Source organism: Cyanobium sp. ATX 6E8 (assembly GCF_024346335.1).
Classification (GTDB): Bacteria; Cyanobacteriota; Cyanobacteriia; order PCC-6307; family Cyanobiaceae; genus Cyanobium_A.
Window position 1 is genome coordinate 1 of record NZ_JAGQCT010000024.1, and the last position, 21999, is coordinate 21999.

27 protein-coding genes are annotated in these 21999 nt (G+C 66.9%); 18 read left to right on the forward strand and 9 right to left on the reverse strand.

Annotated elements, in window-relative coordinates:
- Positions 1 to 687, reverse strand: a 687-nt coding sequence (locus KBY70_RS13485) for an alpha/beta hydrolase (protein ID WP_254988846.1), incomplete at its 3' end; no start/stop codon positions are given.
- A 211-nt stretch (positions 688 to 898) separates the two neighbouring features.
- Complete coding sequence (locus tag KBY70_RS13490; RefSeq protein ID WP_254988847.1) at positions 899 to 1516, reverse strand: 4'-phosphopantetheinyl transferase family protein; 618 nt, start codon at positions 1514 to 1516, stop codon at positions 899 to 901.
- Positions 1517 to 1615: 99 nt separating this feature from the next.
- Between KBY70_RS13490 and bcp the strand changes: the two genes are divergently transcribed.
- A complete protein-coding gene (bcp, locus tag KBY70_RS13495) occupies positions 1616 to 2083 on the forward strand; it encodes a thioredoxin-dependent thiol peroxidase (protein ID WP_254988848.1) in 468 nt (155 codons plus the stop codon).
- Here the strand turns inward: bcp and KBY70_RS13500 are convergent.
- Together KBY70_RS13500 and KBY70_RS13505 are read right to left on the reverse strand one after the other, a co-directional pair.
- Positions 2061 to 2618, reverse strand: coding sequence for a type III pantothenate kinase (locus KBY70_RS13500; protein WP_254988849.1), 558 nt, complete (start codon positions 2616 to 2618; stop codon positions 2061 to 2063). The two genes, bcp and KBY70_RS13500, sit on opposite strands and share 23 nt — an antisense overlap.
- A gap of 143 nt (positions 2619 to 2761) precedes the next feature.
- Positions 2762 to 3529, reverse strand: a complete 768-nt coding sequence (locus tag KBY70_RS13505; protein ID WP_254988850.1) for a phosphoadenylyl-sulfate reductase — start codon at positions 3527 to 3529, stop codon at positions 2762 to 2764.
- Between the two features lie 73 nt (positions 3530 to 3602).
- Between KBY70_RS13505 and KBY70_RS13510 the strand changes: the two genes are divergently transcribed.
- From KBY70_RS13510 to KBY70_RS13530, 5 genes are read left to right on the forward strand one after another with little or no spacing between them, the layout of a single operon-like run.
- Positions 3603 to 4793, forward strand: coding sequence for an NAD(P)/FAD-dependent oxidoreductase (locus KBY70_RS13510; RefSeq protein ID WP_254988851.1), 1191 nt, complete (start codon positions 3603 to 3605; stop codon positions 4791 to 4793).
- Complete coding sequence (locus KBY70_RS13515; RefSeq protein ID WP_254988852.1) at positions 4790 to 5470, forward strand: HAD-IA family hydrolase; 681 nt, start codon at positions 4790 to 4792, stop codon at positions 5468 to 5470. The genes KBY70_RS13510 and KBY70_RS13515 overlap by 4 nt, the downstream gene beginning before the upstream one ends.
- 28 nt (positions 5471 to 5498) lie before the next feature.
- Positions 5499 to 7163, forward strand: a complete 1665-nt coding sequence (hflX, locus tag KBY70_RS13520) for a GTPase HflX (RefSeq protein WP_254988853.1) — start codon at positions 5499 to 5501, stop codon at positions 7161 to 7163.
- 46 nt (positions 7164 to 7209) lie between these two features.
- Positions 7210 to 7845 carry a peroxiredoxin gene (locus KBY70_RS13525; RefSeq protein WP_254988854.1) on the forward strand — a complete coding sequence of 212 codons (636 nt, stop codon included), beginning with the start codon at positions 7210 to 7212 and terminating at the stop codon, positions 7843 to 7845.
- 10 nt (positions 7846 to 7855) lie between these two features.
- On the forward strand, positions 7856 to 8983 hold the full coding sequence (locus KBY70_RS13530; protein ID WP_254988855.1) for an anhydro-N-acetylmuramic acid kinase: 1128 nt from the start codon (positions 7856 to 7858) through the stop codon (positions 8981 to 8983).
- Positions 8984 to 8997: 14 nt separating this feature from the next.
- On the opposite strand, the gene KBY70_RS13535 is transcribed toward KBY70_RS13530, so the two are convergent.
- A complete protein-coding gene (locus KBY70_RS13535; RefSeq protein ID WP_094561654.1) occupies positions 8998 to 9309 on the reverse strand; it encodes a ribbon-helix-helix domain-containing protein in 312 nt (103 codons plus the stop codon).
- A gap of 91 nt (positions 9310 to 9400) precedes the next feature.
- Here KBY70_RS13535 and KBY70_RS13540 point away from each other — a divergent pair, with 91 nt between their 5' ends.
- The 5 genes from KBY70_RS13540 (at position 9401) to KBY70_RS13560 (ending at position 12750) form a co-directional block, all read left to right on the forward strand.
- Positions 9401 to 9721, forward strand: a complete 321-nt coding sequence (locus KBY70_RS13540) for a hypothetical protein (RefSeq protein WP_233128780.1) — start codon at positions 9401 to 9403, stop codon at positions 9719 to 9721.
- 78 nt (positions 9722 to 9799) lie between these two features.
- Entirely contained in the window at positions 9800 to 10078 is a 279-nt protein-coding gene (locus KBY70_RS13545; RefSeq protein ID WP_254988856.1) for a hypothetical protein, read from the forward strand.
- A gap of 259 nt (positions 10079 to 10337) precedes the next feature.
- Positions 10338 to 12059: an ABC-F family ATP-binding cassette domain-containing protein gene (locus KBY70_RS13550; protein WP_254988857.1), complete on the forward strand. Its 1722-nt coding sequence runs from the start codon at positions 10338 to 10340 to the stop codon at positions 12057 to 12059.
- Between the two features lie 135 nt (positions 12060 to 12194).
- On the forward strand, positions 12195 to 12392 hold the full coding sequence (locus KBY70_RS13555) for a hypothetical protein (RefSeq protein WP_094561641.1): 198 nt from the start codon (positions 12195 to 12197) through the stop codon (positions 12390 to 12392).
- A gap of 130 nt (positions 12393 to 12522) precedes the next feature.
- Positions 12523 to 12750, forward strand: coding sequence for a hypothetical protein (locus KBY70_RS13560; RefSeq protein ID WP_094561642.1), 228 nt, complete (start codon positions 12523 to 12525; stop codon positions 12748 to 12750).
- On the opposite strand, the gene KBY70_RS13565 is transcribed toward KBY70_RS13560, so the two are convergent.
- Positions 12747 to 13802, reverse strand: a complete 1056-nt coding sequence (locus tag KBY70_RS13565; RefSeq protein ID WP_254988863.1) for a trypsin-like peptidase domain-containing protein — start codon at positions 13800 to 13802, stop codon at positions 12747 to 12749. The two genes, KBY70_RS13560 and KBY70_RS13565, sit on opposite strands and share 4 nt — an antisense overlap.
- Before the next feature lie 402 nt (positions 13803 to 14204).
- On the opposite strand from KBY70_RS13565, the gene KBY70_RS13570 reads away from it, so the two are divergent.
- From KBY70_RS13570 to hrpB, 3 genes are read left to right on the forward strand one after another with little or no spacing between them, the layout of a single operon-like run.
- Positions 14205 to 14501, forward strand: a complete 297-nt coding sequence (locus KBY70_RS13570) for a DUF2973 domain-containing protein (RefSeq protein WP_254988858.1) — start codon at positions 14205 to 14207, stop codon at positions 14499 to 14501.
- A 43-nt stretch (positions 14502 to 14544) separates the two neighbouring features.
- A complete protein-coding gene (locus KBY70_RS13575; RefSeq protein WP_094561644.1) occupies positions 14545 to 14928 on the forward strand; it encodes a hypothetical protein in 384 nt (127 codons plus the stop codon).
- A complete protein-coding gene (gene hrpB, locus KBY70_RS13580; protein WP_094561645.1) occupies positions 14906 to 17494 on the forward strand; it encodes an ATP-dependent helicase HrpB in 2589 nt (862 codons plus the stop codon). Before KBY70_RS13575 ends, hrpB begins: the two co-directional genes overlap by 23 nt.
- Here hrpB and KBY70_RS13585 read toward each other — a convergent pair.
- On the reverse strand, positions 17491 to 18258 hold the full coding sequence (locus KBY70_RS13585) for an HAD family hydrolase (protein WP_233128781.1): 768 nt from the start codon (positions 18256 to 18258) through the stop codon (positions 17491 to 17493). The genes hrpB and KBY70_RS13585 overlap by 4 nt on opposite strands.
- Before the next feature lie 160 nt (positions 18259 to 18418).
- Here KBY70_RS13585 and KBY70_RS13590 point away from each other — a divergent pair, with 160 nt between their 5' ends.
- Genes KBY70_RS13590 through KBY70_RS13605 form a run of 4 tightly spaced genes read left to right on the forward strand, consistent with a single transcriptional unit; the run spans position 18419 to position 20496 of the window.
- The gene (locus KBY70_RS13590; RefSeq protein ID WP_198953905.1) at positions 18419 to 18595 is read left to right on the forward strand and encodes a hypothetical protein; all 177 of its coding nucleotides are present in this window, start codon (positions 18419 to 18421) and stop codon (positions 18593 to 18595) included.
- The gene (xseA, locus tag KBY70_RS13595) at positions 18592 to 19770 is read left to right on the forward strand and encodes an exodeoxyribonuclease VII large subunit (RefSeq protein WP_254988859.1); all 1179 of its coding nucleotides are present in this window, start codon (positions 18592 to 18594) and stop codon (positions 19768 to 19770) included. The genes KBY70_RS13590 and xseA overlap by 4 nt, the downstream gene beginning before the upstream one ends.
- A 3-nt stretch (positions 19771 to 19773) precedes the next feature.
- Positions 19774 to 20055: an exodeoxyribonuclease VII small subunit gene (locus KBY70_RS13600; RefSeq protein WP_254988860.1), complete on the forward strand. Its 282-nt coding sequence runs from the start codon at positions 19774 to 19776 to the stop codon at positions 20053 to 20055.
- Positions 20056 to 20103: 48 nt separating this feature from the next.
- Entirely contained in the window at positions 20104 to 20496 is a 393-nt protein-coding gene (locus tag KBY70_RS13605) for a DUF2834 domain-containing protein (RefSeq protein ID WP_094561648.1), read from the forward strand.
- A gap of 50 nt (positions 20497 to 20546) precedes the next feature.
- Here the strand turns inward: KBY70_RS13605 and KBY70_RS13610 are convergent, their stop codons facing one another.
- Both KBY70_RS13610 and KBY70_RS13615 read right to left on the reverse strand, forming a co-directional pair.
- Positions 20547 to 20882: a hypothetical protein gene (locus tag KBY70_RS13610; RefSeq protein ID WP_254988861.1), complete on the reverse strand. Its 336-nt coding sequence runs from the start codon at positions 20880 to 20882 to the stop codon at positions 20547 to 20549.
- An 18-nt stretch (positions 20883 to 20900) separates the two neighbouring features.
- Entirely contained in the window at positions 20901 to 21797 is an 897-nt protein-coding gene (locus KBY70_RS13615; RefSeq protein WP_254988862.1) for a YihY/virulence factor BrkB family protein, read from the reverse strand.
- Positions 21798 to 21999: the final 202 nt, after the last annotated feature.

Here is a 21999-nt window from a genome sequence, read left to right on the forward strand (position 1 = left end):
TGATGCCGTCACTGCTGAGCGATCCCTGAGGGAAGAAGAACGAGCAAGGAAGAGTCTCTGATCGCTCAGCAGTGAGTGATCAGGCTTGCATTCGTGCGGCCGGGCGTCCCGACCCCTGAACGCATACGCATGGGTAGCGCGCATGTCGGCAAAGGGATCGGCCATCTGGTTGGCCTGGATGTAGGCGGGCAGGAACACAAACCCCGACAACATGGAGGTGGGCTGGGGATCACCCTGGCAAGGGCCTTCAGCACGGACACTTTTTGCTCCGGTAGTGGTATCGCAGAAGTCGGCCTGACGCATATCCGTTAACAGTGCATTGATGATGCCGGCCGAGGAGATCTGAGCGTCACGGGCGTCCGCAAGGATCGCCGATCGCAGAGCCTGCATCACGTGGGTATTTAAGCTCCGGGAGGGGAAATAGCTGGCGATTTGGTTGTTGAGGAACTTTTCACCAGCTTCCGAAAAAAGGAAGCGGGAAACACCAATGAAGTCGACGCCATACAATTTTTTCATGCCCTCACGCATCTCTTCAGCGGTCCAACCGGAGCGATTCAAGCCAAGCTCCAGACACCGATTGATGATTTCGCCAGACTCTAAAAACGTATTCAAGGCGTCTTGATTAGTGGGTCGCACCGAACCATGGGGACTCCAGCGAACCGGCAGGTTGTTGTTGCCAGCCGCCAACATTGGCAGGGCCACCACCGAGAGGGCCGTACCCACAAAAAGGGACGACAGTAAACGCATAATCACAAGAATAACGGATCAGTCCATTCAAACTTAGTCAGGCACTGCCGCATGTCAGAAAAGAAGCGGAATGGATGGCGCACATTGGCACAAAAGTGAAAACCTAGTCTGCCATCAGTTGCAACTTAAATATTATGGCAATCGTGCTCTCCTACCGAAGGGCCGAGGCGCTATGCAGGCTGGGCTCGGCACAGCCAGCACCAACCGCGGCCCAACGCCAACCGGCATGCACTGCACTGCGGCAATCCGGCTGCACGCCGTCGCCCAAGTGATGCAATCGCCCGCTGGAATCGTCGTAACACCACTGGCTGAGCTCGGCCGCCAAACTGCGCTGGCGCCATTTGATGGCGGCTTCCTTGAGCACCCAGCTGGTGAGCACCGCCTGCCGCAGGTCCTCCCCGGCCAGGCCCTGCAGTCGCGCCTGTTCCGCCACGGGATAAAACCGCCGCAGCAGCCCGGCCGCATCCAAGGGGCGGCCCGCCGGTTCGAGATCCACCCCAATCGGCTGCCGGGAGTAGCCGATCAACAGCCCCTCGCCGCTATGGCTGAGGCTGATCCAGCCCAACCCCTGATCGAGTCGGGGCGGGCAGCCGGGCGGGCTGTGCAGGGGAACCTGGACCGGCCCCAGGCCCAGCACGGCGGCCAGTTGCTGCCGTAGTGCTGCCCGGCTGTACCAATAGCGCTGGCGCTGACCCTCGGGCAGCCCCTCGCCCCAGCCCCGCTCCAGGGGCGAGAGGCTGCTGAGATCAGCGCCCCGCAGCGGGCCCAACCAGAGCTGGGGCTGCTGAGGAGAAACCTTCAGCGACCGATCCAAGCCGATGCCTAGGCTCACGTGCGTCTTAATTCTGCGTCCAAGCTGGAGCGTTCCATGGCCCTAAAGATCGGTGATCCAGCCCCGGATTTCAGCTTGCCCAACGAGGCGGGCGAAACGGTCAGCCTGTCCCAGTTCAAGGGCCAGCGGGTGGTGATCTACTTCTATCCGAAGGACGACACCCCTGGCTGCACCAAGGAAGCCTGCAATTTCCGCGACCAGTGGGACGCCTTTGCGCAGCACGGCATCACGGTGCTGGGCATCAGCAAAGACGGAGCAACCAGCCACGCCAAATTCATCGCCAAATACAGCCTTCCGTTCACCCTGCTCAGCGATGGGGAGCCCTGCCCCGTGGCGACGGCCTACGAGAGCTATGGACTCAAGAAGTTCATGGGCAAGGAGTACATGGGCATGATGCGCCACACCTTCGTGGTGGATGCCGATGGCAAGCTCGAAAAGATCTACACGAAGGTGAAGGCCGAAACCATGGCCGACACCATCCTCAGCGACCTGGGTCTGGCCTGAGGGCTGCCAGGGCCTCGAGCACCAACGCGGGAGCGGGCTGCACCTGGAGGTCACCCTCCACCAACAGCTCCCGCACCAGCGGCAACAACAGCTCCCCATCGCCGCCCGTGATCCAGAGGCGACAGCAAGGAGCTTCCGCCACCGCCTCCCGGGCAGCCTGGGCCACCGCGGCCGCCAACCCCCGCAACACCCCGGCGGCCATGGCCTCAGCGGTGGCACTGGGCCAGCGCTGCTGAGGCAGCGCCACGGGGAGCTCCAGCCCGGGCAAGCCGGCGGTTCCGGCACCCAGGGCCCGCAACTGCAGGGCCGCACCCGCCAGCAGCTGTCCGCCTGCAAAACAGCCCTCGGCGCTGACCCGGGTGAGGCTCAAGGCGGTGCCGGCATCGGCCACCAGCACCGGTGCCCCGCTCTGGTGCCAGGCCCACCAGGCACCCAGAGCACGATCCACCCCCAACCAAGCGGGCAGATCACCCAGGGGCACATCGCCGCTCAGCACGCGTCGCTCCAGCGGCAACCAGGCGGGCACCGGGCCCACGGCGGCCCAGGCCGTTAGCCCTTCAGGCTTCTCCGCGCCTGGAACCCCGCTCCAGCAGCGAAGCGATCCGGGTTGGCCCGTGGCCCAGTGCCATCGGCTGTTGCCGATCAACAGCCAACGAGCCTGCCCAGCCGGATCGGCGCTCAGATGCCCTCGCCCATCAGCCCAGGCAGATGAATGCCGCACTCCTGCTTGAGACCACCGAAGCGGGTGGCCCGGCCGCTGACATCAGCGGCGTCGGGAGCACTGGAGTGCCAGTCCCCCACAGTGGAATACCCCTGCTCAAACAGCGGGTGCTGGGGCAACTGGTGCTCTTCCATGTAGTAGTACACATCCCGCTTGCTCCAGGACAGCAGCGGGTGCAGCGACCAGCGCTGCCGCACTGGATCGAGCGGCTCCATAGCCCGGCGGTGATCGGTCTGGCTGCCGCGCACCCCACTGGCCCAGCAGGTCACCCCCAACTCGGTGAGGGCCCGGTCGAGGGGCTCCACCTTGCGGATGCGGTGGTAGAGCTCGAGATCTCCCACCTGCTCGGTTTCCCAAAGCCGGCCATGCAGCGCTTCCATCCGAGCCGGGCTGATCGGCGACTGGGCCACCACCAGGTGGAGCTGAAGCTGCTGAACGAGCCGATCGGCGTATTGGTAGGTCTCCGCGGGCAGATAGCCCGTATCCACCCAGATCACCGGCACCGGCAGGCCGGTTTGCTGGCCCAGCGCGCTCACCATGTGCAGCAGCACCGCCGATTGGATGCCGAAACTGGTGGTGAGGGCAAACCCCGCCCCGAAGGTGTCCTGGGCCCAGCGCAGCCGCTCCTGGGCCGACAGCGCGGCCAACTGCTGCCGTGTCGCCGCCAGATCAATCGGCTGACCGGCGCCATCGAGAGGAAGCGTGGGGGCGGAGGCCGACTGCATCAGGACATCATCGCCCTTGGGCTGGGCTGCTGGTTAGGGTTCGATCGACGGTGTTGGCAGTGGACCACAACCAATGGCGGAGTCTGTGGCGACGCCGGCAACGGCCCCGGTGCTGATCGTGGGAGGAGGGTTTGGCGGGCTCTACACCGCCCTGGCGCTTGCCACCCGGCGCCAGCATCCACCGATCCTGCTGATCGAACCGAACGATCGCTTCTTATTTCTGCCGCTGCTCTACGAGCTTCTCAGCGGTGAACTGCGCAGCTGGGAAATTGCCCCCCGCTACGACACGCTTCTGGCCGGCAAAGGCGCGGCCTGGCTCCAGGATCGGGTGGTGCGGATCGACACCGCAGCCTCTCGGGTGCACACCGCCGCGGGGCGAGAGCTCCCCTACAGCCGGCTGGTGGTCGCTACCGGAGCCCAGTCCAACAGTTTCGGAATTCCGGGCGTCACGGAGCACAGCCTCGGCTTTCGCTCCCTGGCCGATGTGGAGCGCCTGCAGCGCCTGATCCACAGCCTCAAGGAGCGCGCCAGGCCGCTGCAACGGCTGGCGGTGGTGGGTGCCGGGGCCAGCGGCGTGGAACTGGCCTGCAAGCTGGCCGATCAACTCCAGGGCAGCGCCATTGTCGAGGTGATTGAACAGGGGCCAGGTCTGCTGCCCCAGGCCAAAGCGTTCAACCGCGAGCAGGCGGATCTGGCCCTGCAGCGGCGGGATGTGCGCTTGCGCACTCACACCCATGTGGAGGCCGTGGAGGTCGGTGGCCTGTTGCTAAAGGGACCAAGCGGACCCGAGCACCTCAGCGTTGATGGCGTGATCTGGACCGCCGGCCTGCGCTTCCAGGCCCCGGAGCTCAGTCCCGAACCTGCTGCTGTGACCGACCGCCTCGGGCGGCTGGTCTGTGAGCCCAGCCTGCAGCTGCGCAATCACCCCCACGTGTTCGCCCTCGGCGATATCGCCCACGTGGACGCCGAGGACGCGGACCAAGCCCTGCCCGCCACCGCCCAGGTGGCCTTCCAGCAGGCCGAGTGCCTGGCCGGCAATCTGTTGAAATCGCTGGCCCAGGAGCCGCTGGAGGCCTTCCACTACACCGACCTCGGCGAAATGATGAGCCTTGGCGAGGGGGAAGCCAGCCTCACGGGCGGGGGATTCACCCTGGCCGGTGCGGCGGCATTCCAGATCCGCAAACTGGCCTATCTGACCCGCCTGCCGGGCCCCTCCCATCAGCTGAAGGTGGCCGCCGGTTGGCTGGCGGACTGGCCGCGATGACGCCGCGCGGCCTGTTGCTCGATGCCATGGGCACCCTGATCGGTTTGCGCAGCAGCGTGGGCGCCACCTATGCCGAGCTGGCCGCCCACCATGGCCTCACGGTGGATCCCGCCGCCATCGATCGGCACTTTCCCCGCATCTACCGGCAGGCGCCACCCTTGGCCTTCCCAGAACTGGCCTCCCCGGCTCTGGACAGCCCAGCCCTGGAGGAGGCCGAGATCGGCTGGTGGAGCGCCCGGATTGCCGAGGTGCTGGCCGCCGCCGGTGCCGAGGGCCAGGGAGAGGACGAGGGCGTCGGCGCGGAATCTGAGCCGCCACCGGAGCTGGGACGGGCACTGTTCCGCCGCTTTGCCCAGGCCGACCTCTGGCGGGTCTACGACGACGTACCGGCCCATCTGGAGGCTTGGCACCGCCGCGGCCTGCGGCTGGCGGTGGTCAGCAATTTCGACAGCCGCCTGCCAGGGCTGCTGGACAGCCTGGGCCTGGGAGAGTGGCTAGAGGCCGTGGTGGTGTCGTCGGCGGTGGGAGCGGCCAAACCCGATCCCCGGCCCTACCAGCAGGCCCTGGCCCAGCTCAACCTGACCGCTTCAGAGGTGTGGCACGTGGGCGACAGCCCGGAAGATGGCACCGGGGCCCACGCCGCCGGCATCCGCTGGGTGACGGTGCAGCGCCCATGAACCACCTCGCCCCCCTGGCCCACCGGTGGTGAAGCAAGGCGTCCTGGCGGGGCGCACGGCCGGGCTGAGGCCGTCCCAGAAACGGCGCCTGGAGAGGCTCTGCCACCGCCGCCACCCCGACGACCAGGTGGCCGAGCTGCTCTGCCTGCAACGGCTGGCCGGCGAAAGCCGCGAGCTCGAGCTGCCCCTCACCCTGGTGGTGGATGGCCGCGGCCTGTGCCGGCTGCTGTGGGTGGGGCCCCTGGAGCAATCGGGCAGGTTGCTGGAGCGCCTCCCTGGCTCCGACCGCCGCCAGGGCACAGACCTGCGCTTGCTCACCTGCTGCGGCCGCACCAAACAGCTCCAGCCAGGGCGTCAGGAAGGGATCGTGGGGCTGGATCTGGCGCCCCGGCTGTGGCTGCGCTTTGGCGACCAGCCCCAATCCGGGGGACATTGGCCCGCGCAGCTGCTCGTGGCCCAGCCCGACGCCCCAGACCCCTGGGTGAGCGACGACGAGGCGGATCTGCTCCAACTCTGCAACCGCGATCACCTCAGCATCGCCCCTTCCCATGAGCCAGCCGCGACAACGGCGGCTGGCTCCCCCGGCCAGGCCACCTCAGAACGGGTACTGCTGCTAGTCCTCACCCCCGGTGATCGGGGCGCCGCCCAACGGTTGATCGCCGAACTGGAAGGCTTGGTGGGCAGTGCCGGCGCGCTGCCGGTGGGGGTGGTGGAACAGCGGCGCAGCCAGGTGGCCCCCCAAACCCTCTGGGGCGAAGGGAAGGTGCTCGAAGCGGCGCTGGAGGCCCGGCGCGTGGGCGCCACTCTGGTGGTGACCGACCGGGAACTCACTCCGGTGCAGGCCCGCAACCTCGAGCGCCTGCTCAACCTGCCGGTGAGCGACCGCAGCGAACTGATTCTCGACATTTTTGCCCAGCGCGCCGCCAGCGCGGCCGGGCGCCTTCAGGTGGAGCTGGCCCAGCTGCGCTACCGGCTGCCACGGCTCACGGGCCGCGGCCGCAGCCTGTCGCGGCAGGGGGGCGGCATCGGCACCCGGGGGCCGGGGGAAACCCAGCTGGAGAAAGACCGCCGCGCCATCGCCCGCCGGATCGAGCGGCTCCAGCGCGAGGTGACCCAGCTCGGCGACCACCGGGCCCGCTTGCGCCGCGGCCGCCAGGGCCTGCGGCGACTGGCGCTGGTGGGCTACACCAATGCCGGCAAAAGCTCTCTGCTCAACGCCCTTACCCGCGCCACGGAGGAGCAGGCCGTGCTGGCGGAGAACAAGCTGTTCGCCACTCTGGATCCCACCACCCGTCGGATCGAATTGCCGGAACCGGTGCTGGTCACCGACACCGTGGGCTTCATCCGCGATCTGCCGCCGCCTCTGCTGGAAGCCTTCCGCTCCACCCTGGAGGAAACCCTGGAGGCCGACGGGCTGCTGATCGTGGTCGACCTGTCCGATCCGGCCTGGCCGGAGCAGTGGCGCACGGTGAATGGGATCCTCGACTCGCTCGGGGCCGTGGCTCCACGGCGCCTAGTTGCGAATCAAATCGACCGCTGTGCCGCCGGAGAAATGGAGCGGGCCCGGGCCCTCGAGCCCTTGGCTCTGTTCGTCTCGGCCACCGCCTGCCTGGGGCTGCAGCACCTGCGCCAGGAGCTACGCAGCTGGCCCGTCGATGGCGGCGGGACCACGAACACCACATCCGAGCGCTGAGTTGTGGCACGATCACCTCTTCGTTGCATCTTGCCCTGCAGCTGCCATGGCCCTTCAACTCGGCGACACCGTTCCCGATTTCACCCAGAATTCCCAGCTGGGTCCGATCAACCTGTACGACTTCGCTGGCGACAGCTGGGTCGTGCTGTTCTCCCACCCCGCCGACTACACCCCGGTCTGCACGACTGAACTGGGCGAAGTGTCCCGGCTGCGCCCCGAGTGGCAGAAGCGCAACGTCAAAACCATCGCCCTGAGCGTGGACTCCGCCGAGAGCCACAACGGCTGGATCTGCGACATCAACGAGACCCAGAACACCACCGTCGACTATCCGATCCTGGCGGACGCCGACAAGAAAGTGAGCGATCTCTACGGGATGATCCACCCCAACGCGCTCAACAACCTGACGGTGCGCTCGGTGTTCATCATCGACCCCAACAAGAAGCTGCGCCTGCAGATCACCTACCCCGCCAGCACCGGCCGCAACTTCAATGAAATCCTGCGGGTGATCGATTCCCTACAGCTCACCGACAACCACTCCGTGGCCACCCCGGTGAACTGGAAAGACGGCGACGACTGTGTCGTGGTGCCCTCCATCCCCACCGACGAGGCCCGCAGCAAGTTCCCCAAAGGCGTCACCGAAGTGAAGCCCTACCTGCGCATGACTCCCCAGCCCAACAAGTGAATCGGGCCTGATGCGGGTGTTGGGGTTGATGAGCGGCACCAGCGCCGATGGCGTGGATGCCGTGCTGGCCAGCTTTACCGGCCCACCCCAACACCCGCGTTGGCACCTGGACGCCCATCACTTCAGCCCCTACCCCGCCGAGCTGCAACACCAGCTGATCGGCATCGGCCAGGGGCAACCGTGCAGCACGGCGGAGTTGCTGGAGGTGGCGGAAGCCGTCACCGAACAGCAAGCCCTAGCGGCCCGAGCCTGTGATCCAACCGGCAGGGCCCAGCTGGTGGGCTGCCATGGCCAGACCCTCTGGCACCGACCGCCCCAGGCCGGCCGCCGAGGTGCCAGCTGGCAACTGCTGCAGGGGCCGCTGCTGGCCGAGTTGCTGGGAAGACCCGTGGTGTTCGATTTCCGCAGCGCCGACCTGGCCCTCGGCGGTCAGGGGGCGCCACTGGTGCCCCCCGCCGACCAGGCCCTGCTGGGACGCAGCGGCGGTTGGCGAGCGGTGCTGAATCTGGGGGGCATCGCCAATCTCACCTTGATCCCGCCGGTCAGTGGCCCCCAGCGCCACCTGCCGGTGTGGGGCTGGGACTGCGGGCCCGCCAACACCCTGCTGGATCTGGCCACCCGCCAGTTCAGTGGTGACCAGCTGACCTACGACGCCGATGGGGCCTGGGCCCGCCGCGGCCGGATCGATGAGGCCCTGATCGAGCGCTGGTTGAATGAGCCCTACTTCCAAACGCCGCCGCCGAAGTCCACCGGCCGGGAGCTGTTCGGCCAAGCCGACCTGGAACGGCGCCTCAGCGAGCTCGGGAACCGAACCCCAGACGATGCCCTGGCCACCCTGACCGGCTTCAGCGCCGCCGTCGTCGCCCAGGAGCTGGGCCATGGCCCGCAACCGATCGAACTACTGGTGGCCGGCGGGGGCTGCCGCAATGGCCTCCTGATGGAGCAACTGCGGCAGCGCTGCCGCGGCCTGATCGTGCGCCCCCTGCAGGAGCTGGGCATCGGTGAAGCCGAACGCGAAGCCCTGGCCTTTGCCCTGCTCGCCTGGTGGCACGCCCGGGGCCACCGGGGCAGCCTGCCATCGGTCACCGGAGCCAGTCGGGCCGCGGTGCTCGGGGTCTGCGCCCGGCCCCAGGCCTGAGCGAACGCTCCAGTTCAGCCCGGACGGTGCAGCCGAACCCGACGCGGTGCACCGCGCAGGCGCTGGGGGGTCTGGCCCTGACGGGCTTCCAGCCCTTGGCGGAACAGGGCAGCCTGCAGCTCGGCCTGGGTGCGGGGGTCGGGCGGGACTGGGGCCTGCTCCAGCCTCTCGACCCCCTGCTGAATCAGCACCTTGGCCATGTTGCTGACCGTGCGGGATTCGAGCTCAGCCAGCTCAGCAAGGCGCTGGCAGAGGTCTTCCGGCAACACCACCTGAATGCGCGGCGATTTGGCCTTGCCACTGGAAGAGGTCTGCCGAGTCGCCACGCGGGGATCAGGAAAGAAATCAAAAGCCAGGACCTGCTGGCTACCCAAGAGTGTACAGAGATAGGCAAGGGTAGTATCCAAGACTATGCTGATGGCATTCATCCCCTCGGAGGTGCACCCCGTGCCCCGTTCCTCCACAACCCGCTCTGCTGGAGCCACCACCAACAGCCGCAAACGCCGCACCGCCGAGCGCAGCGACGTGCTGGTGTCGGCCGTGATCAGCACGTACCTGCTCACCCACCTGCATCACGTGCTGCAGCGGGCCGAATACGGCGCCGAGCAGGAGGGTCGCCAGGCCCTCGCCGCCAACTACGCCGAGCTGCGCAAAGTGCTCTGCCTCGATGCCCGCAGCATGGAAGACGCCTCCGCCTGCGGCACGCCGGAAAGCGGCGAAGGCCGTCGCGCGGCTTGATGGCACCTGCCCAAGCCGCAATCGCGCTGTGTGCCATTGGTTGAGAGCCAGTAACCTCGGCCCATCGAGCTGTCTGCCATGACTGCCAGCAACGTGAATGCCAGCAACTTGAATGCAGGCAACTTGAATGCAGGCAATGCCGCCGAGCTCTATGGCCGGATCAGCGCAGACCAAGAGTTAACCCAGGCCCTGTTCCGGCAGGCCCTGCAGGATCCCAACGGCGCTGTGGGTCGGATTGTCGACCTCGGATCGGCTTTCAACCTGCCCGTCACCGCTGATGAGGTGCGCCGTTACGTCGCCAGCCTCGATGACAGCGACAGCAAGCAGTGGCTGGTAAAGGCCCGGGGCGGCCTCTGAGCTCCGCTCCCGGTCGGGACGCCGATCCCTGTCGCCACCGGCCCAACTGAAGAAGAGCCAGTAACTGACGATCGCCAGGCCAGCTGCGACCACCAGGGCCGCCACCTGCTCTAAGCGCTTGATCATCGCTGGCAAAGGAGCTCTCTGAATGGAGTCTGCACCAGGTAGCCCAGCGCCCAGCCCTCTCCCGATCGGCCACCAGGGATGATGGTTTGGAGCAGCTGGCCCGGTTGCTCGCCCCTCGCCTTTCCCAGACTCCGTGCTCCGCCTCGAACGCATCGGCAAGATCTATCCCACCGGTGAGGTGCTGCGGGACGTCACCTGGGAAGTGAAGGCCGGCGATCGCATCGGCCTGGTGGGCGTCAACGGGGCCGGCAAATCGACCCAGATGAAGATCATCGCCGGGCTTGAAGAGCCCAGCAGCGGCGCGGTGGTGAAGCAGGGCGAACCCCGCATTGCCTACCTGCAACAGGAATTCGACGTGGATCCGGCCCGCACGGTGCGGGAGGAGCTGTTCCAGGCCTTCGGCGAAGCGGCTGAGGTGCTGATGCGCCAGCACGCGGTGGAGCACGCCATGGCCAGCGAACAGGCGGCCACCGATCCCGACCATCTCGATGCGCTGATCCACGAGCTTGGACAGCTGCACAGCCGCTTCGAAGGCCTGCACGGCTACGAGCTCGATGCCCGCATCGACAAACTGCTACCCACGATCGGCTTCACGCCCGAGGGCGCCGAGCAGCTGGTGGGCGATTACTCCGGCGGTTGGCAGATGCGCATTGCGCTGGGCAAAATCCTGCTGCAGGAGCCGGATCTGCTGCTGCTCGACGAACCCACCAACCACCTGGATGTGGAAACGATCCAGTGGCTGGAGGGCTACCTGGTCGAGCAGACCGCAGCCCTGGTGGTGATCAGCCACGACCGCACCTTTCTGGATCGGGTCTGCAACCAGATCGTGGAAACGGAGCGTGGGGTATCGCGCACCTACCTCGGCAACTACAGCCAGCACCTCGAACAGAAAGCCTTGGAGCGCGAGGCCACCCAGGCAGCCTTCGAGCGTCAGCAGAAGGAACTGAGTGCCCAGCAGGCCTACATCGATCGCTTCCGGGCCAGCGCCACCCGCTCCACCCAGGCCAAGAGCCGCGAAAAATTGCTGGAAAAAGTTGAGCGCGTGGAGGCCCCGATTGAGAGTGTCGGCGGTCCGCGCTTCCGCTTCCCTGAAGCCCCCCGCTCAGGGCGGCTGGTGGCAGAGATCCAGAACCTCACCCACAGCTACGGCGACCAGATCCTGTTTCTAGGGGCGGAACTGGAGGTGGAGCGGGGCGACCGCATTGCCTTTGTAGGGCCCAATGGGGCCGGCAAATCCACCCTGCTGCGGCTGATCATGGGCAGTGAGCAACCAGAAGACGGCGCCGCCCGGCTGGGGGAGCACAACGTGGTGGCGGGCTACTTCGAGCAAAACCAAGCCGAAGCCCTCGACCTCTCCAAAACCGTGATCGACACGATCTTCGAGATCGTTCCCGACTGGACCCAAACCCAGGTGCGCTCCCTGCTGGGCAGTTTCTGCTTTTCCAACGAAAGCGTGTTCAAGGAGGCCGGCAAGCTTTCCGGTGGCGAGAAAGCCAGGCTGGCCCTGGCCCTGATGCTGCTCTCCCCCTGCAACCTGCTGGTGCTGGACGAACCCACCAACCACCTCGACATTCCCGCCAAACAAATGCTGGAGGACGCCCTGATCGACTACGAGGGCGCCGCCCTGCTGGTGAGCCACGACCGCTACTTCATCTCCCGGGTGGCCAACCGGATTGTGGAAATCCGCGATGGCCAGCTGGTGCTCTACCGGGGTGACTACGCCTACTACCTCAGCAAGAAAGAGGAAGAGGCCGAACTGGCACGCCAGGAGGCGGAAGCCCAGCGCAAGGCGGCCAAACAGGCTGCCAACAAAGCTAAGCAGGCCTCCCGCAAACTTCAGGCCAAAGCGAGCTGAAGCAATCGCGCCGCCTGCGCAACACACAACTTCACGGTCCCTTAGGCAGGAAGACTCATTTCAGTGGTGCCCCTGGGTTGGTGTGCATAGGCTGACAAGACGTCGCTTCTGGTGGAGATCATGGGTAACGGACACATGGGAACCGGAAATCTGGGTGGAGCCCCCCTGGGCAGTGGTGGCTTCGGCATGGAACACGCCGGGATGGCCTCCCACAGCGAGGCCTACAACGCCGGCGATGCGATGGAGGTGTACTTCGAGTGCATCACCACCTGCTCCCTGGACGACGGGGCCTGTGTGACCCGCTGCGTGGAACAGCTGCGCGAGCAGTCCTGAGCTCCGCAGGGCGCCCCCAAACGCACAACAGCAAATCCGCACAGACGCGGCGCCCTGTTGCAACGGCTACGCACGCAACTGAAACACTTTGTAGCGTTGGAACGTCCAACAGCTCCCAGCGGTGCGTGCCATGTCCGAACCACTCGCCCTCAGCCTCGGCCAGCAATTTGAGCTGGAGCGGATGAACAGAGCCATCGAGGCCACCGCCGATCCCCAAGCCCTGCAGGGCATCGCCAAACAGCTCCTGCAGGCCTGGCACAGCCAAAAGGCCGCCACCCAGTGGGTCATGCGCCAACAGCTCGGCGCACCACCCAAGATCCCCACAGGCCTCCCCCACCAGTGGGGGCAAGAGGGTTAAGGCGTCACACCCAACTGGGCCGGCACCACCGTGATCTGAATCACTCGTCCGGCCCGGTTGATGCTCAGCGGCAGGCTGCCCCCCACTCCAGCCCGCTCCACCGCGGCCACCAACTGGGGTGGGTTGGCAAGGGCTTGTCCACCGACCGCCACGATCACATCGCCCTGCTGCAGGCCAGCCCGGGCCGCCGGGCTACCTGACTGCACCGACATCACTCGCACCCCCTGGCTCAGGCCCGTGCCATCGCCGGGTCTGACTGCGTCGAGGCCCACGCCGATCACTGGATGGCTAGCCCGACCCGTGGCCACCAGCTGACGGGCGATCTCCCTAGCCCTGTTGATGGGGATCGCAAACCCCAAGCCAGCCCCCGGACCGGAGCGCACCAGGGTGTTGATGCCGATCACCTCGCCGTCCGCGTTGAGCAAGGGCCCGCCGGAATTACCAGGGTTGATGGCCGCATCCGTCTGAATCAGGTCCAGCCGCTTGTCGGTGATGCCGAGCTTGCTGGCATTGCGGTTGAGGTTGCTGATGATCCCCATCGTCACGGTGTTGTCGAGCCCGAAGGGATTGCCCACGGCAATGGCCCATTCGCCCACCTGCAGCGTGTCGGAATTACCCAGGGGCGCCACTGGCCAGGGGCCGCCGCCGGCCAGCTTGACCACCGCCAAGTCGGTGAGGCGATCCAATCCGACCACCGTGCCCTGTAGGCGGCGGCCGTCCTGCATCCCCACGGTCACCCGGTCGCTCTTTTCCACCACATGGGCGTTGGTGAGCAGCAGCCCATCAGCCTGATAGATGAAGCCGCTGCCGGTGCCGCGCTCGGTGCGTTGCGAGGGCTGCTGCAGCTGGGGCATGCCGAAGAACTGGCGGAACAGCGGGTCGTTGAGCAGGCCCCGCGGCAACCCGCCACCGACCCCGGGCACCACCACGGTGCGCTCGGTGTCGATGGTGACCACGGCTGGCCCGGCCCGGCGCACGGCGGCCGCCACAAACGACTGGCGGGCCAAACTCGGCGCGACAACCCCCTGGGCACGGGCGGCACCAGCACCCAGGCCGGCTCCAACCCCACCACCCCCTTCTCCCGCCGACACCAGCAGCCCCGCGGCGAGCAGTCCGGAACACAGCCAAGGCCCAGTACGCAATCCAGCCATCACCACGGCACAACAACTGGCGAAACCCTAAGCAGATCCACCCCAGCCACCAGGGGGAGATCCCCACCAGACGAGCCAGCGACCCCAGCAAGCACGGCGAGCCGCAGCCAGCGCCAAAACCTCTACAGTTAGTAAATATTTCCATCAAGTCATGGACATTGAGCGGCTCCTGCTTGCATTCCTGGCTTTCGGAGCCGCCTGCACCACCCTGTGGGCCTGGATGCTGGCCAACACCAGCAGCACAGAGCAGGCAATGATGGGGAGGCGACACGACTCCCCTGATCTGCGGCCAACCCCCCGGCCATGAACGCCTTGATCTCCCAGCTCTTCCCGCTTCTGTACGGCGCCTGTTTCCTGGTCCTGCTCTGGCAGGCATTCAAGGTGATGGGCCAGGGCTTTCGGGCCGTGCCGCGCCCCGGTGATCGCGATGCGGCCGGCAGCAGCACCATCACAACGGCAACCGGCAACGACCGCACCGGGCGGCTCACCATCCATCCCGAACTGCTGGACGCTGACGGCCAGCTCACCCAAGAAGACTTGCTCACCATACGCTTCAGTGGCGACAACGAACAGCCTGCTTACCCCGGTGACCCCAGCTGAATAGGCTCACCGTTGAGCACGTGCTTTTCAGCGGAGACAGACGGTGGATCAACGGACCCGAATCGTGGCTGCAGTGCTGCGCAATCTCAAGCTGCCGCCGCGTTTTCGCCTCAAGCTGATCAAAGAGGATCCGATCCGGCTCGAGCTCAGCATCACCCCCGCCTACGGCAAAGATCCGATCCTGGTGGGCCTGGTGGAATCCCAGGACCTCGTGGCCCGGCGCGACCGCGAAGGCCGCATCCCCCGCGACCTGCAGGGCACCTGGGACTGGACCGTGCGCCACGGCAAGGTGAGCACGGGCGGCTGGAACCCTTACCTCAAAGAAGCCCTGCAGACCATGTTTGAAACCGGTCTGCCGGCGATTGTGTACGAAGAGCTCACCGGCGAGGCCTACCACCCGGTTGATGGCGTTCGCCACGTGCGCTGAGGCGGCCACGCCAGCGCCCCTGCCCATCGATGGCCTGCTGGCGCCCCTGCTGGAAGCCTGCTCCCCGGGGGCAACAGTGCTGCTCCAGGCCCCGCCGGGCGCCGGCAAAACCACCCGGGTGCCGCTGGCCCTGTTGGCCGGATTGGGCTCCGGGCGGATCTGGATGCTGGAGCCCCGCCGCCTCGCCGCCAAGGCAGCGGCTCAGCGGCTGGCGGCCGAACTGGGCGAAGCGGTGGGGGAACGGGTGGGCTACAGCGTGCGGCTGGAATCCCGCACGTCGGCAGCCACCCGCCTGGAGGTGCTCACCGACGGCCTGTTCCTGCGTCGCCTGCAGCGCGAACCCGCCCTCGAGGGGGTCGACTGCCTGATCTTCGACGAGTTCCACGAGCGCGGCGCCGACACCGACCTGGCCCTGGCCCTGGTGCGCCAGGTGAGGGAGCTGTTGCGGCCAGATCTGCGGCTGGTGGTGATGTCGGCCACCCTCAACCTCGCCCCCCTGGCCGTGCAACTGCCGGAGGCCACCGTGCTCAGCAGTGAGGGACGCTGCCATCCGGTCGCGATCAGCCACCAGCCTCCGCGACCGGGCGAGCGGCTGGAGCAGCAGGTGGTGCGGGGGCTGGAGCAGCACTGGCTCGACCAGCGGGGCGATGGCGAAACGGTGCTGGTGTTTCTGCCAGGGCTGCGCGAGATCGAAGCCTGCAGCCGGGCGATCAGCGCCACCGCCTGGGGCGGGGAGATCGACTGCGTTCCCCTCCACGGCAACCTGCACCTGGCCGCCCAGAGCCGCGCGATCGGTCCAGCCCGCCACCCGGCCGGCAAGGTGGTGCTGGCGACCTCCATCGCCGAGAGCTCCCTGACCCTCGCGGGCGTCACCCTGGTGCTCGACAGCGGCCTGAGTCGCCGCACCCGCTTCGATCCCGGCAGCGGACTCGACGGGTTGGTGACCGTGCCCGCCAGCCAGGCCAGTGCCGAGCAACGGGCCGGCCGGGCCGGGCGCCTGGGCCCGGGCCGCTGCCTGCGCCTGTGGTCGCCCGCCGAACAGCAACGGCGCCCCGCCTACGACCCACCGGAGTTGCTGGACGTGGATCCGCTGCCCCTGGCTCTGCAACTGGCCCAATGGGGCGATCCCCTCGGCACCGACCTGACCTGGCTCGACCCGCCCGCACCGGCCCCCCTGCACGAGGCCCGCCAACGCCTGGAGCAGCTCGGCGCCCTCGACGCGCAAGGACGACTGAACGTCCATGGTCAGCAGCTGGCCCAGCTGGGACTGCACCCGCGCCTGGCCCAGCTGCTGCTGCTGGGCGCATCCCTCGGGCAACTCGATCTGGCCAGCGCTCTGGCGGTGCTGCTGAGCGAGCGCGATCCCCTGACGCGCCAGGAGGCCGGCAGTGATCTGCTGCGCCGCCTCGACTGGCTGGGGCAGGCGGGTGGCGCCGATGGGCCACGTCGACGCCTGCGCCAGCTGCAGGCCCAGCTGCGCCGCCAGGTGCGCCAGCTGCCCTCCCAGCAGAAACCTCCACCACAGACCGCAGCCGCCCCCACCGCAACGACGTCCAACGCAACCACGTCCACCGCAACCACCGTGGCCCAACTGGTGGCCGCGGCCTTTCCCGAACGGCTGGCCCTGGCACGCCCCGGACAAGCCGGCAGGTTTCTGCTCAGCGGCGGCCGCGGGGCCGTGCTCCACCCTGACGACCCCCTGGTGGCCTGCACCGCATTGGCAATCGCCCAGCTGGATGGCCAGGGCCAGGATGCCCGCATCCAACTGGCCGTGCCCCTCGTTCCCGAACAGCTGCGGGAGCTCGCCGAGCAGCCTGGCGGCCAGGGGCGCACAGTGCTGGAGGCTCGCTGGGATGGGGAGAGCCAGCGGGTGCGCTGCGAACGCAGCCTCCGCCTCGGAGCCCTGGTGCTGGAGCGCCGCCCCTGGGCAGAGGCCGACCCCGAGCGCATCCGCAGCGCCCTACTCGACGGGTTGCGGCAGCTGGGATTGGAGGTGCTGCCGTGGGATCGCAGCAGCCGCCAATTGCAGCAGCGCCTGACCCTGGCCCACCAGCAGCTGGGCGATCCCTGGCCCGATCGCAGCCTGCCCCAGCTGCTGGATGACCTGGAGCACTGGCTGGGCCCCCATCTGCTGGGTCTGCGCAGCCGCGACGAGCTTCAGGGCCTGCCCCTGGCTGAAGCCCTCTGGGGCGACTGCGCCTGGAGTCTGCGCCTGGAGCTGGAGCGGCTGCTGCCGCCCGCTTTACCAGTGCCTTCCGGCCGTGCAGTCAACCTCGACTACAGCAGCGGCCAACCGGTGCTGGCGGTAAAGCTGCAGGAACTGTTCGGGGCCCGCGCCAACCCCACGGTGCTCGACGGCCAGCTGCCGGTGACAGTGCACCTGCTCACCCCAGCGGGCCGGCCGGCGGCCATCACCCAAGACCTGGCCGGCTTCTGGCAGAACAGCTACCCGGAGGTGCGCAAGGAGCTGCGGGGGCGCTACCCCAAGCACCCCTGGCCGGAAGATCCGCGCCAGGCCCAGGCCACAGCCCTCACCAAGGCGCGCCTGCAGGAGGGCAAGCGTTAGCGCTGGGGCAGCAAGTGGCCAAATCCAAAGTGGTGCAAGCCTTCGCAGATTCCCTCACACCCCGGGGAGCGGGCCACGTAGGTGCCGCGCAAACGGTGGGCCTCCGCCCGCAACGCTGGCTCGGCATTGCCCACCATCACCCCGGCCAGACCGGTTTCGAACATGGCCAGGTCATTGAGGGTGTCGCCCGCGGTGACGACCAGGGCGGGATCAATCTCCAGGGCCCGCACCAGGGCCTGCAACGTGCTGCCCTTGTTGACTCCGGCGGGGAGCACATCGAGGTAGCGGTTATCGGAGAGCAGGCAATCGACACCGTGGGCCTCCAGCTCGGCGATCAGGCCATGATCGAAGGATTCGGGGTCGTAGTAGTAGGCGAGCCTCCGCTGGCTGCTAATCGGCTGGGGGGAAACCCCCGCAGCCCCGGCCATCACCGCCAGCACACGGTCGGGCTTGCCCTGCCAGCGGGCCTCAATCGGATCCACCGCCAGGGGCAGCGGCTCCAGGCTCGCTCCGCAGGCCACGGTGCAACCCACATCGCCGATCACCAGATGCGGCGCCCGTAGGCCCACGTGCTCGTCTTCCGCCAGCAACCGGGCCACGGAGCCCAGGTCGCGGCCCGTGCAGAACACATGCAGCACCCGGCCACGCTGCTGCTCCAGCCAGGCGTAGAAGCGGCGACGCTCCGCGAGTGATCCGCCCAGCAGGGTGCCATCCAGATCGGTGACGAGCACCAGCTCGGGCTGCTCCGGCAAGGGGGCCGACAACTGCGCCTGCAGGCGCTGGCGCAGGGACGGACCGGTAGACGCGCGCAGGGTGGTAATAACGGAGACCGCTGACCGCCCCCCTGCCTAAGGGAGGCCCCGCCAGCTGTCAAGCCAGGGGGCAAGCGGCTGGTCCAAACTGGGCCCTTCCGGCGCTGCCACCTTGGCCCGTTTCTACGTCAACAACCGCCGTGATGGCTCGAGGCTGCTGAGCAGCGCCCTGGTGATCTGTGCGGCAGGGCTGATCCGGATCGACCATCCCATCGGCCAGGCGGTGGCACTGGTCGCCGGATTGGTGAGCCTCTACTGGTGGAGCTGCTACCGCCAGCTGCAGCAATGACGAGCACAGGGGACAGCCCCGCCATCCCGCGCTACAGCGTGGCGGAGCTGAATGGGGCCGTGGCCAGCCTGCTGGAACGCGGCTTTGCGCCCCGCTTCCTGCTGGATGCCACCGTCAGCCGCCCCCAGCTCAAGAAGGGCCATCTGTGGATGACGCTGGTCGACGACCAGGCCTCGATCTCCGCGGTGGTCTGGGCCTCCCAACTGGGCAAGCTCAGCTTTGTTCCCGAAGACGGCGACGGCGTCGTGGTGGTGGGCAAGCTCAACTTCTGGAGCAGCCGGGCCAGCCTGTGCGTTCAGGCCCTCGACATCCGGCCCAGCCTCAGCAGCGTGCTGCGCCAATTTGAGCAGGTGCGAGAACGGCTGACGGCCGAAGGCCTGCTGGATCCGGCCCGCAAAAGGCCCCTGCCCCCCTTCCCGCGCCGGATTGCCCTGCTCACCAGCCGCCCCAGCTCGGCCCTCGCCGACATGCTGCGCACCGCCCAGGAGCGCTGGCCCGCCACCGGGCTGCTCGTGGTGCCGATCCCCGTGCAGGGCCCTGTTCAAACCGAGATCTGCCGCGCCCTGCACCAGCTGGGGCGCCAGGCGGAGGCCCTGGGGATCGAGGCGGTGGTGATCGGCCGCGGTGGCGGCAGCCGCGAAGATCTGGCGGTGTTCGACAACGAAGAGGTCGCCCGCAGCATTGCGACCTGCCCGGTGCCCGTGGTGAGCGGCATTGGCCACGAAGACGACACCACCATCGCCGACCTCGTGGCTGACCTGCGGGCCGCCACCCCCACCGCCGCGCTGGTCGCCCTGTTGCCCGATCGCCACGCCACGCTCCAGGGATTGCGGCAGCAGGCGCGCCATCTGCGTCAGCTGGTGCAGTGGCGGCTTCATGCCGAGGGGCAACGCCTGGGGCGGGAGCGCGAGCGCTTGGTGGGTCTCCACCCCCAGGGCCTGCTGGCATCGAAGCGCCAGCACCTGCTGCAGGCGCAGCATCTGTTGCAAGCGCTCTCACCCGAGCACCAGCTGGCCCGCGGCTTCAGCCTGCTCCGCAGCCCCGATGGCACCCTGGTGCGGTCGATCCAACAGCTGCACGTGGGAAGCCCCGTGGTCGTCCAGCTCCGGGATGGCCGCGCCAATGCCGTGGTGCGCGACATTCAGGCCGAGGCCCAGCTACCCCTGTCACGCTGAATCATGCCCAAGGCGAAACCCCGACAAACAACCGGCAGCAGTGAGCAGAACGCGGCCGCCACGGCCGCGGCTGATCTCTCCTACAACGAAGCACAAACAGCTCTGCAACTCACCCTGGCCGCCCTCCAGGCCAACGACCTCGATGTGGAAGAGATGACCGGCCTGTATCGGCGCGCACGGGCCTACATCGAGCGCTGCGAGACCGTGCTCGCAAGCGTGGAACAGGACCTGTTGCTGTGGGACGACAGCAGCGAGGCTGCCGGACCGATGCCGGAATCCCCCTAAGACTTGAATCCCCTTAATGACCGAGTCCCGCTGAACCCTGCAACCACGATGGCCCCCTCGACCGAACTGACGTCCGACAACGCCACCCCCCCGAGCGGCGGCCCACGAGCCGTGAAATGGCTCTATCTCGCCCTGGCAATTGCTGGAGCGATCCTGCCCTGGCTGTCCAACCTTGCGTTCATCCGCGAGTACGGCGCCAGCTTTGACCTCGGGCTGTTCGTGCAACTGGCCAATGCCAATCCGGCGGCGAGTTCGCTATCGCGCGATCTGGCCATCGGCGCAACGGCAGTGGTGATCTGGATGGTGCAGGAAAGCCGGCGCCTGCAGATGCGCGGGCTGGCCTGGGTGCTGTTCAGCTGCGTCACGTTGGCCTTTGCCTGCGGCGCGCCGCTGTTTCTGTATCTCAGGGAACGCCGGCTTGAGGAGCTTGCCCGCCCCTGAAGAGCGCTAACGCAAAAGCCATGGTGCCTCTAGATTTGTTCCTGCGCTGTTCAGTTGTCCTCTACCACCTCCACATCGATAGTGACGTTGCTGACATCCAGTTGATCAACAGGTGACCCGGCATTGATGCCATCGCCGAAGGGCGTGCCACAGGCAGGGCAACTGTCGGTGGCCATGCTCGTGAACCCACAGGCTGGGCAGGTGAGCAGACGCTTCTGGATCACCTGCCACGCCACGAACCCCGCCGCTCCAAGCAACAGCGGCAACAGCAGCAAGACGAGGGTGATGCCGCCCACAAGATCGAGCACGAAACGCCCGAGCGGCCCAGGCGCCAACAGCAGCAGGGCCGCCAACAACAACCAGATCCAGGTGTTCGAGCGCTGCATCGCCGCTGGCCCAGGCCTTCAGGGGAAATCCATCCTGGCGCGGTTGGGGCGATCGAGAACGACGCAGAGACATTGGCCGTAGTAGAGGATCACACCCACCAACCAGACCCAAAGACTCAGCACCAAGACGCCGCCAACCAGTCCATAGGCCTGAAACCGGATCCCCAGGGTGACCAGCACACGGCCCAGCACCAGATTCAGAAACGTGAGCGACACCCCGATCAGCGCGGCCCCGGGGATCAGGGGTCGCCAGGGGACACGACGCGATGGCAACACCCAAAGCAACAGGAGCGAAGCGGAAACGCTGAGGCCTAGGGAAATGATCAAGTCCAGCCCCCAGGACACGGGCTGCTGGATACCGCGAGCCCAAGGCCAGATGGCTAGTAACCCGTCTCGCAGTCCGGTAGAGCCCAGCAATCGCATATTGGTGAATGCTTGATCCACCACGATCAGCACAGCAAACAACGACACCAGGCCGAGGGCCTTGATCCGCAACTGCAGATAGCGGCGCAGCAAAGCCAGCCACGACAACCCCTCAAACCCAACGGAGCGATCCCACCAGAGGCGATCCGCCCCCCGTTGAAGCGTGAGATAGGTATTGCTGGCGGTTAACACCAGCACCACCACACCCAACAGCCCAGCACCCACGCCCTGGCGCAAAAAAGCCGATAGCATTGCTTCAAAAACCGGAATCGCCGTACTAGGCAGCACGTTGAAAACGATGTTGAGCAAGCGCTCAACCAAGCCCTCATCACGGCCCAACAGCTTCGCTGCCAGCGATAACGCGATCAGCAGAACGGGGAAGACGGACTGCAGACTGTGATAAGCAAATGCGGCGCTGAGATCGACGCAGTCCATCTGCAACCAAAGCCGATAAGCCAGCCAGAACGATCGAAACCGGCGGATTTGGCGCATCAGCCGGAATCGACGAGCGGGATGCAGCACTGAAAACCACACCTTGGATTTTCGGGGTCGATGGTTGGAGAGTAGCGCCCAACAAAAAAGCCACCCCGGGGGGTGGCTTTCTGCTTCAAGGGGAGATCGCTGATTTCAGGCTTCCAAAAGGAAACCAAAGCAGATCAACCAGAAGATGGAATGAAGGTTTTACCTGGCATCG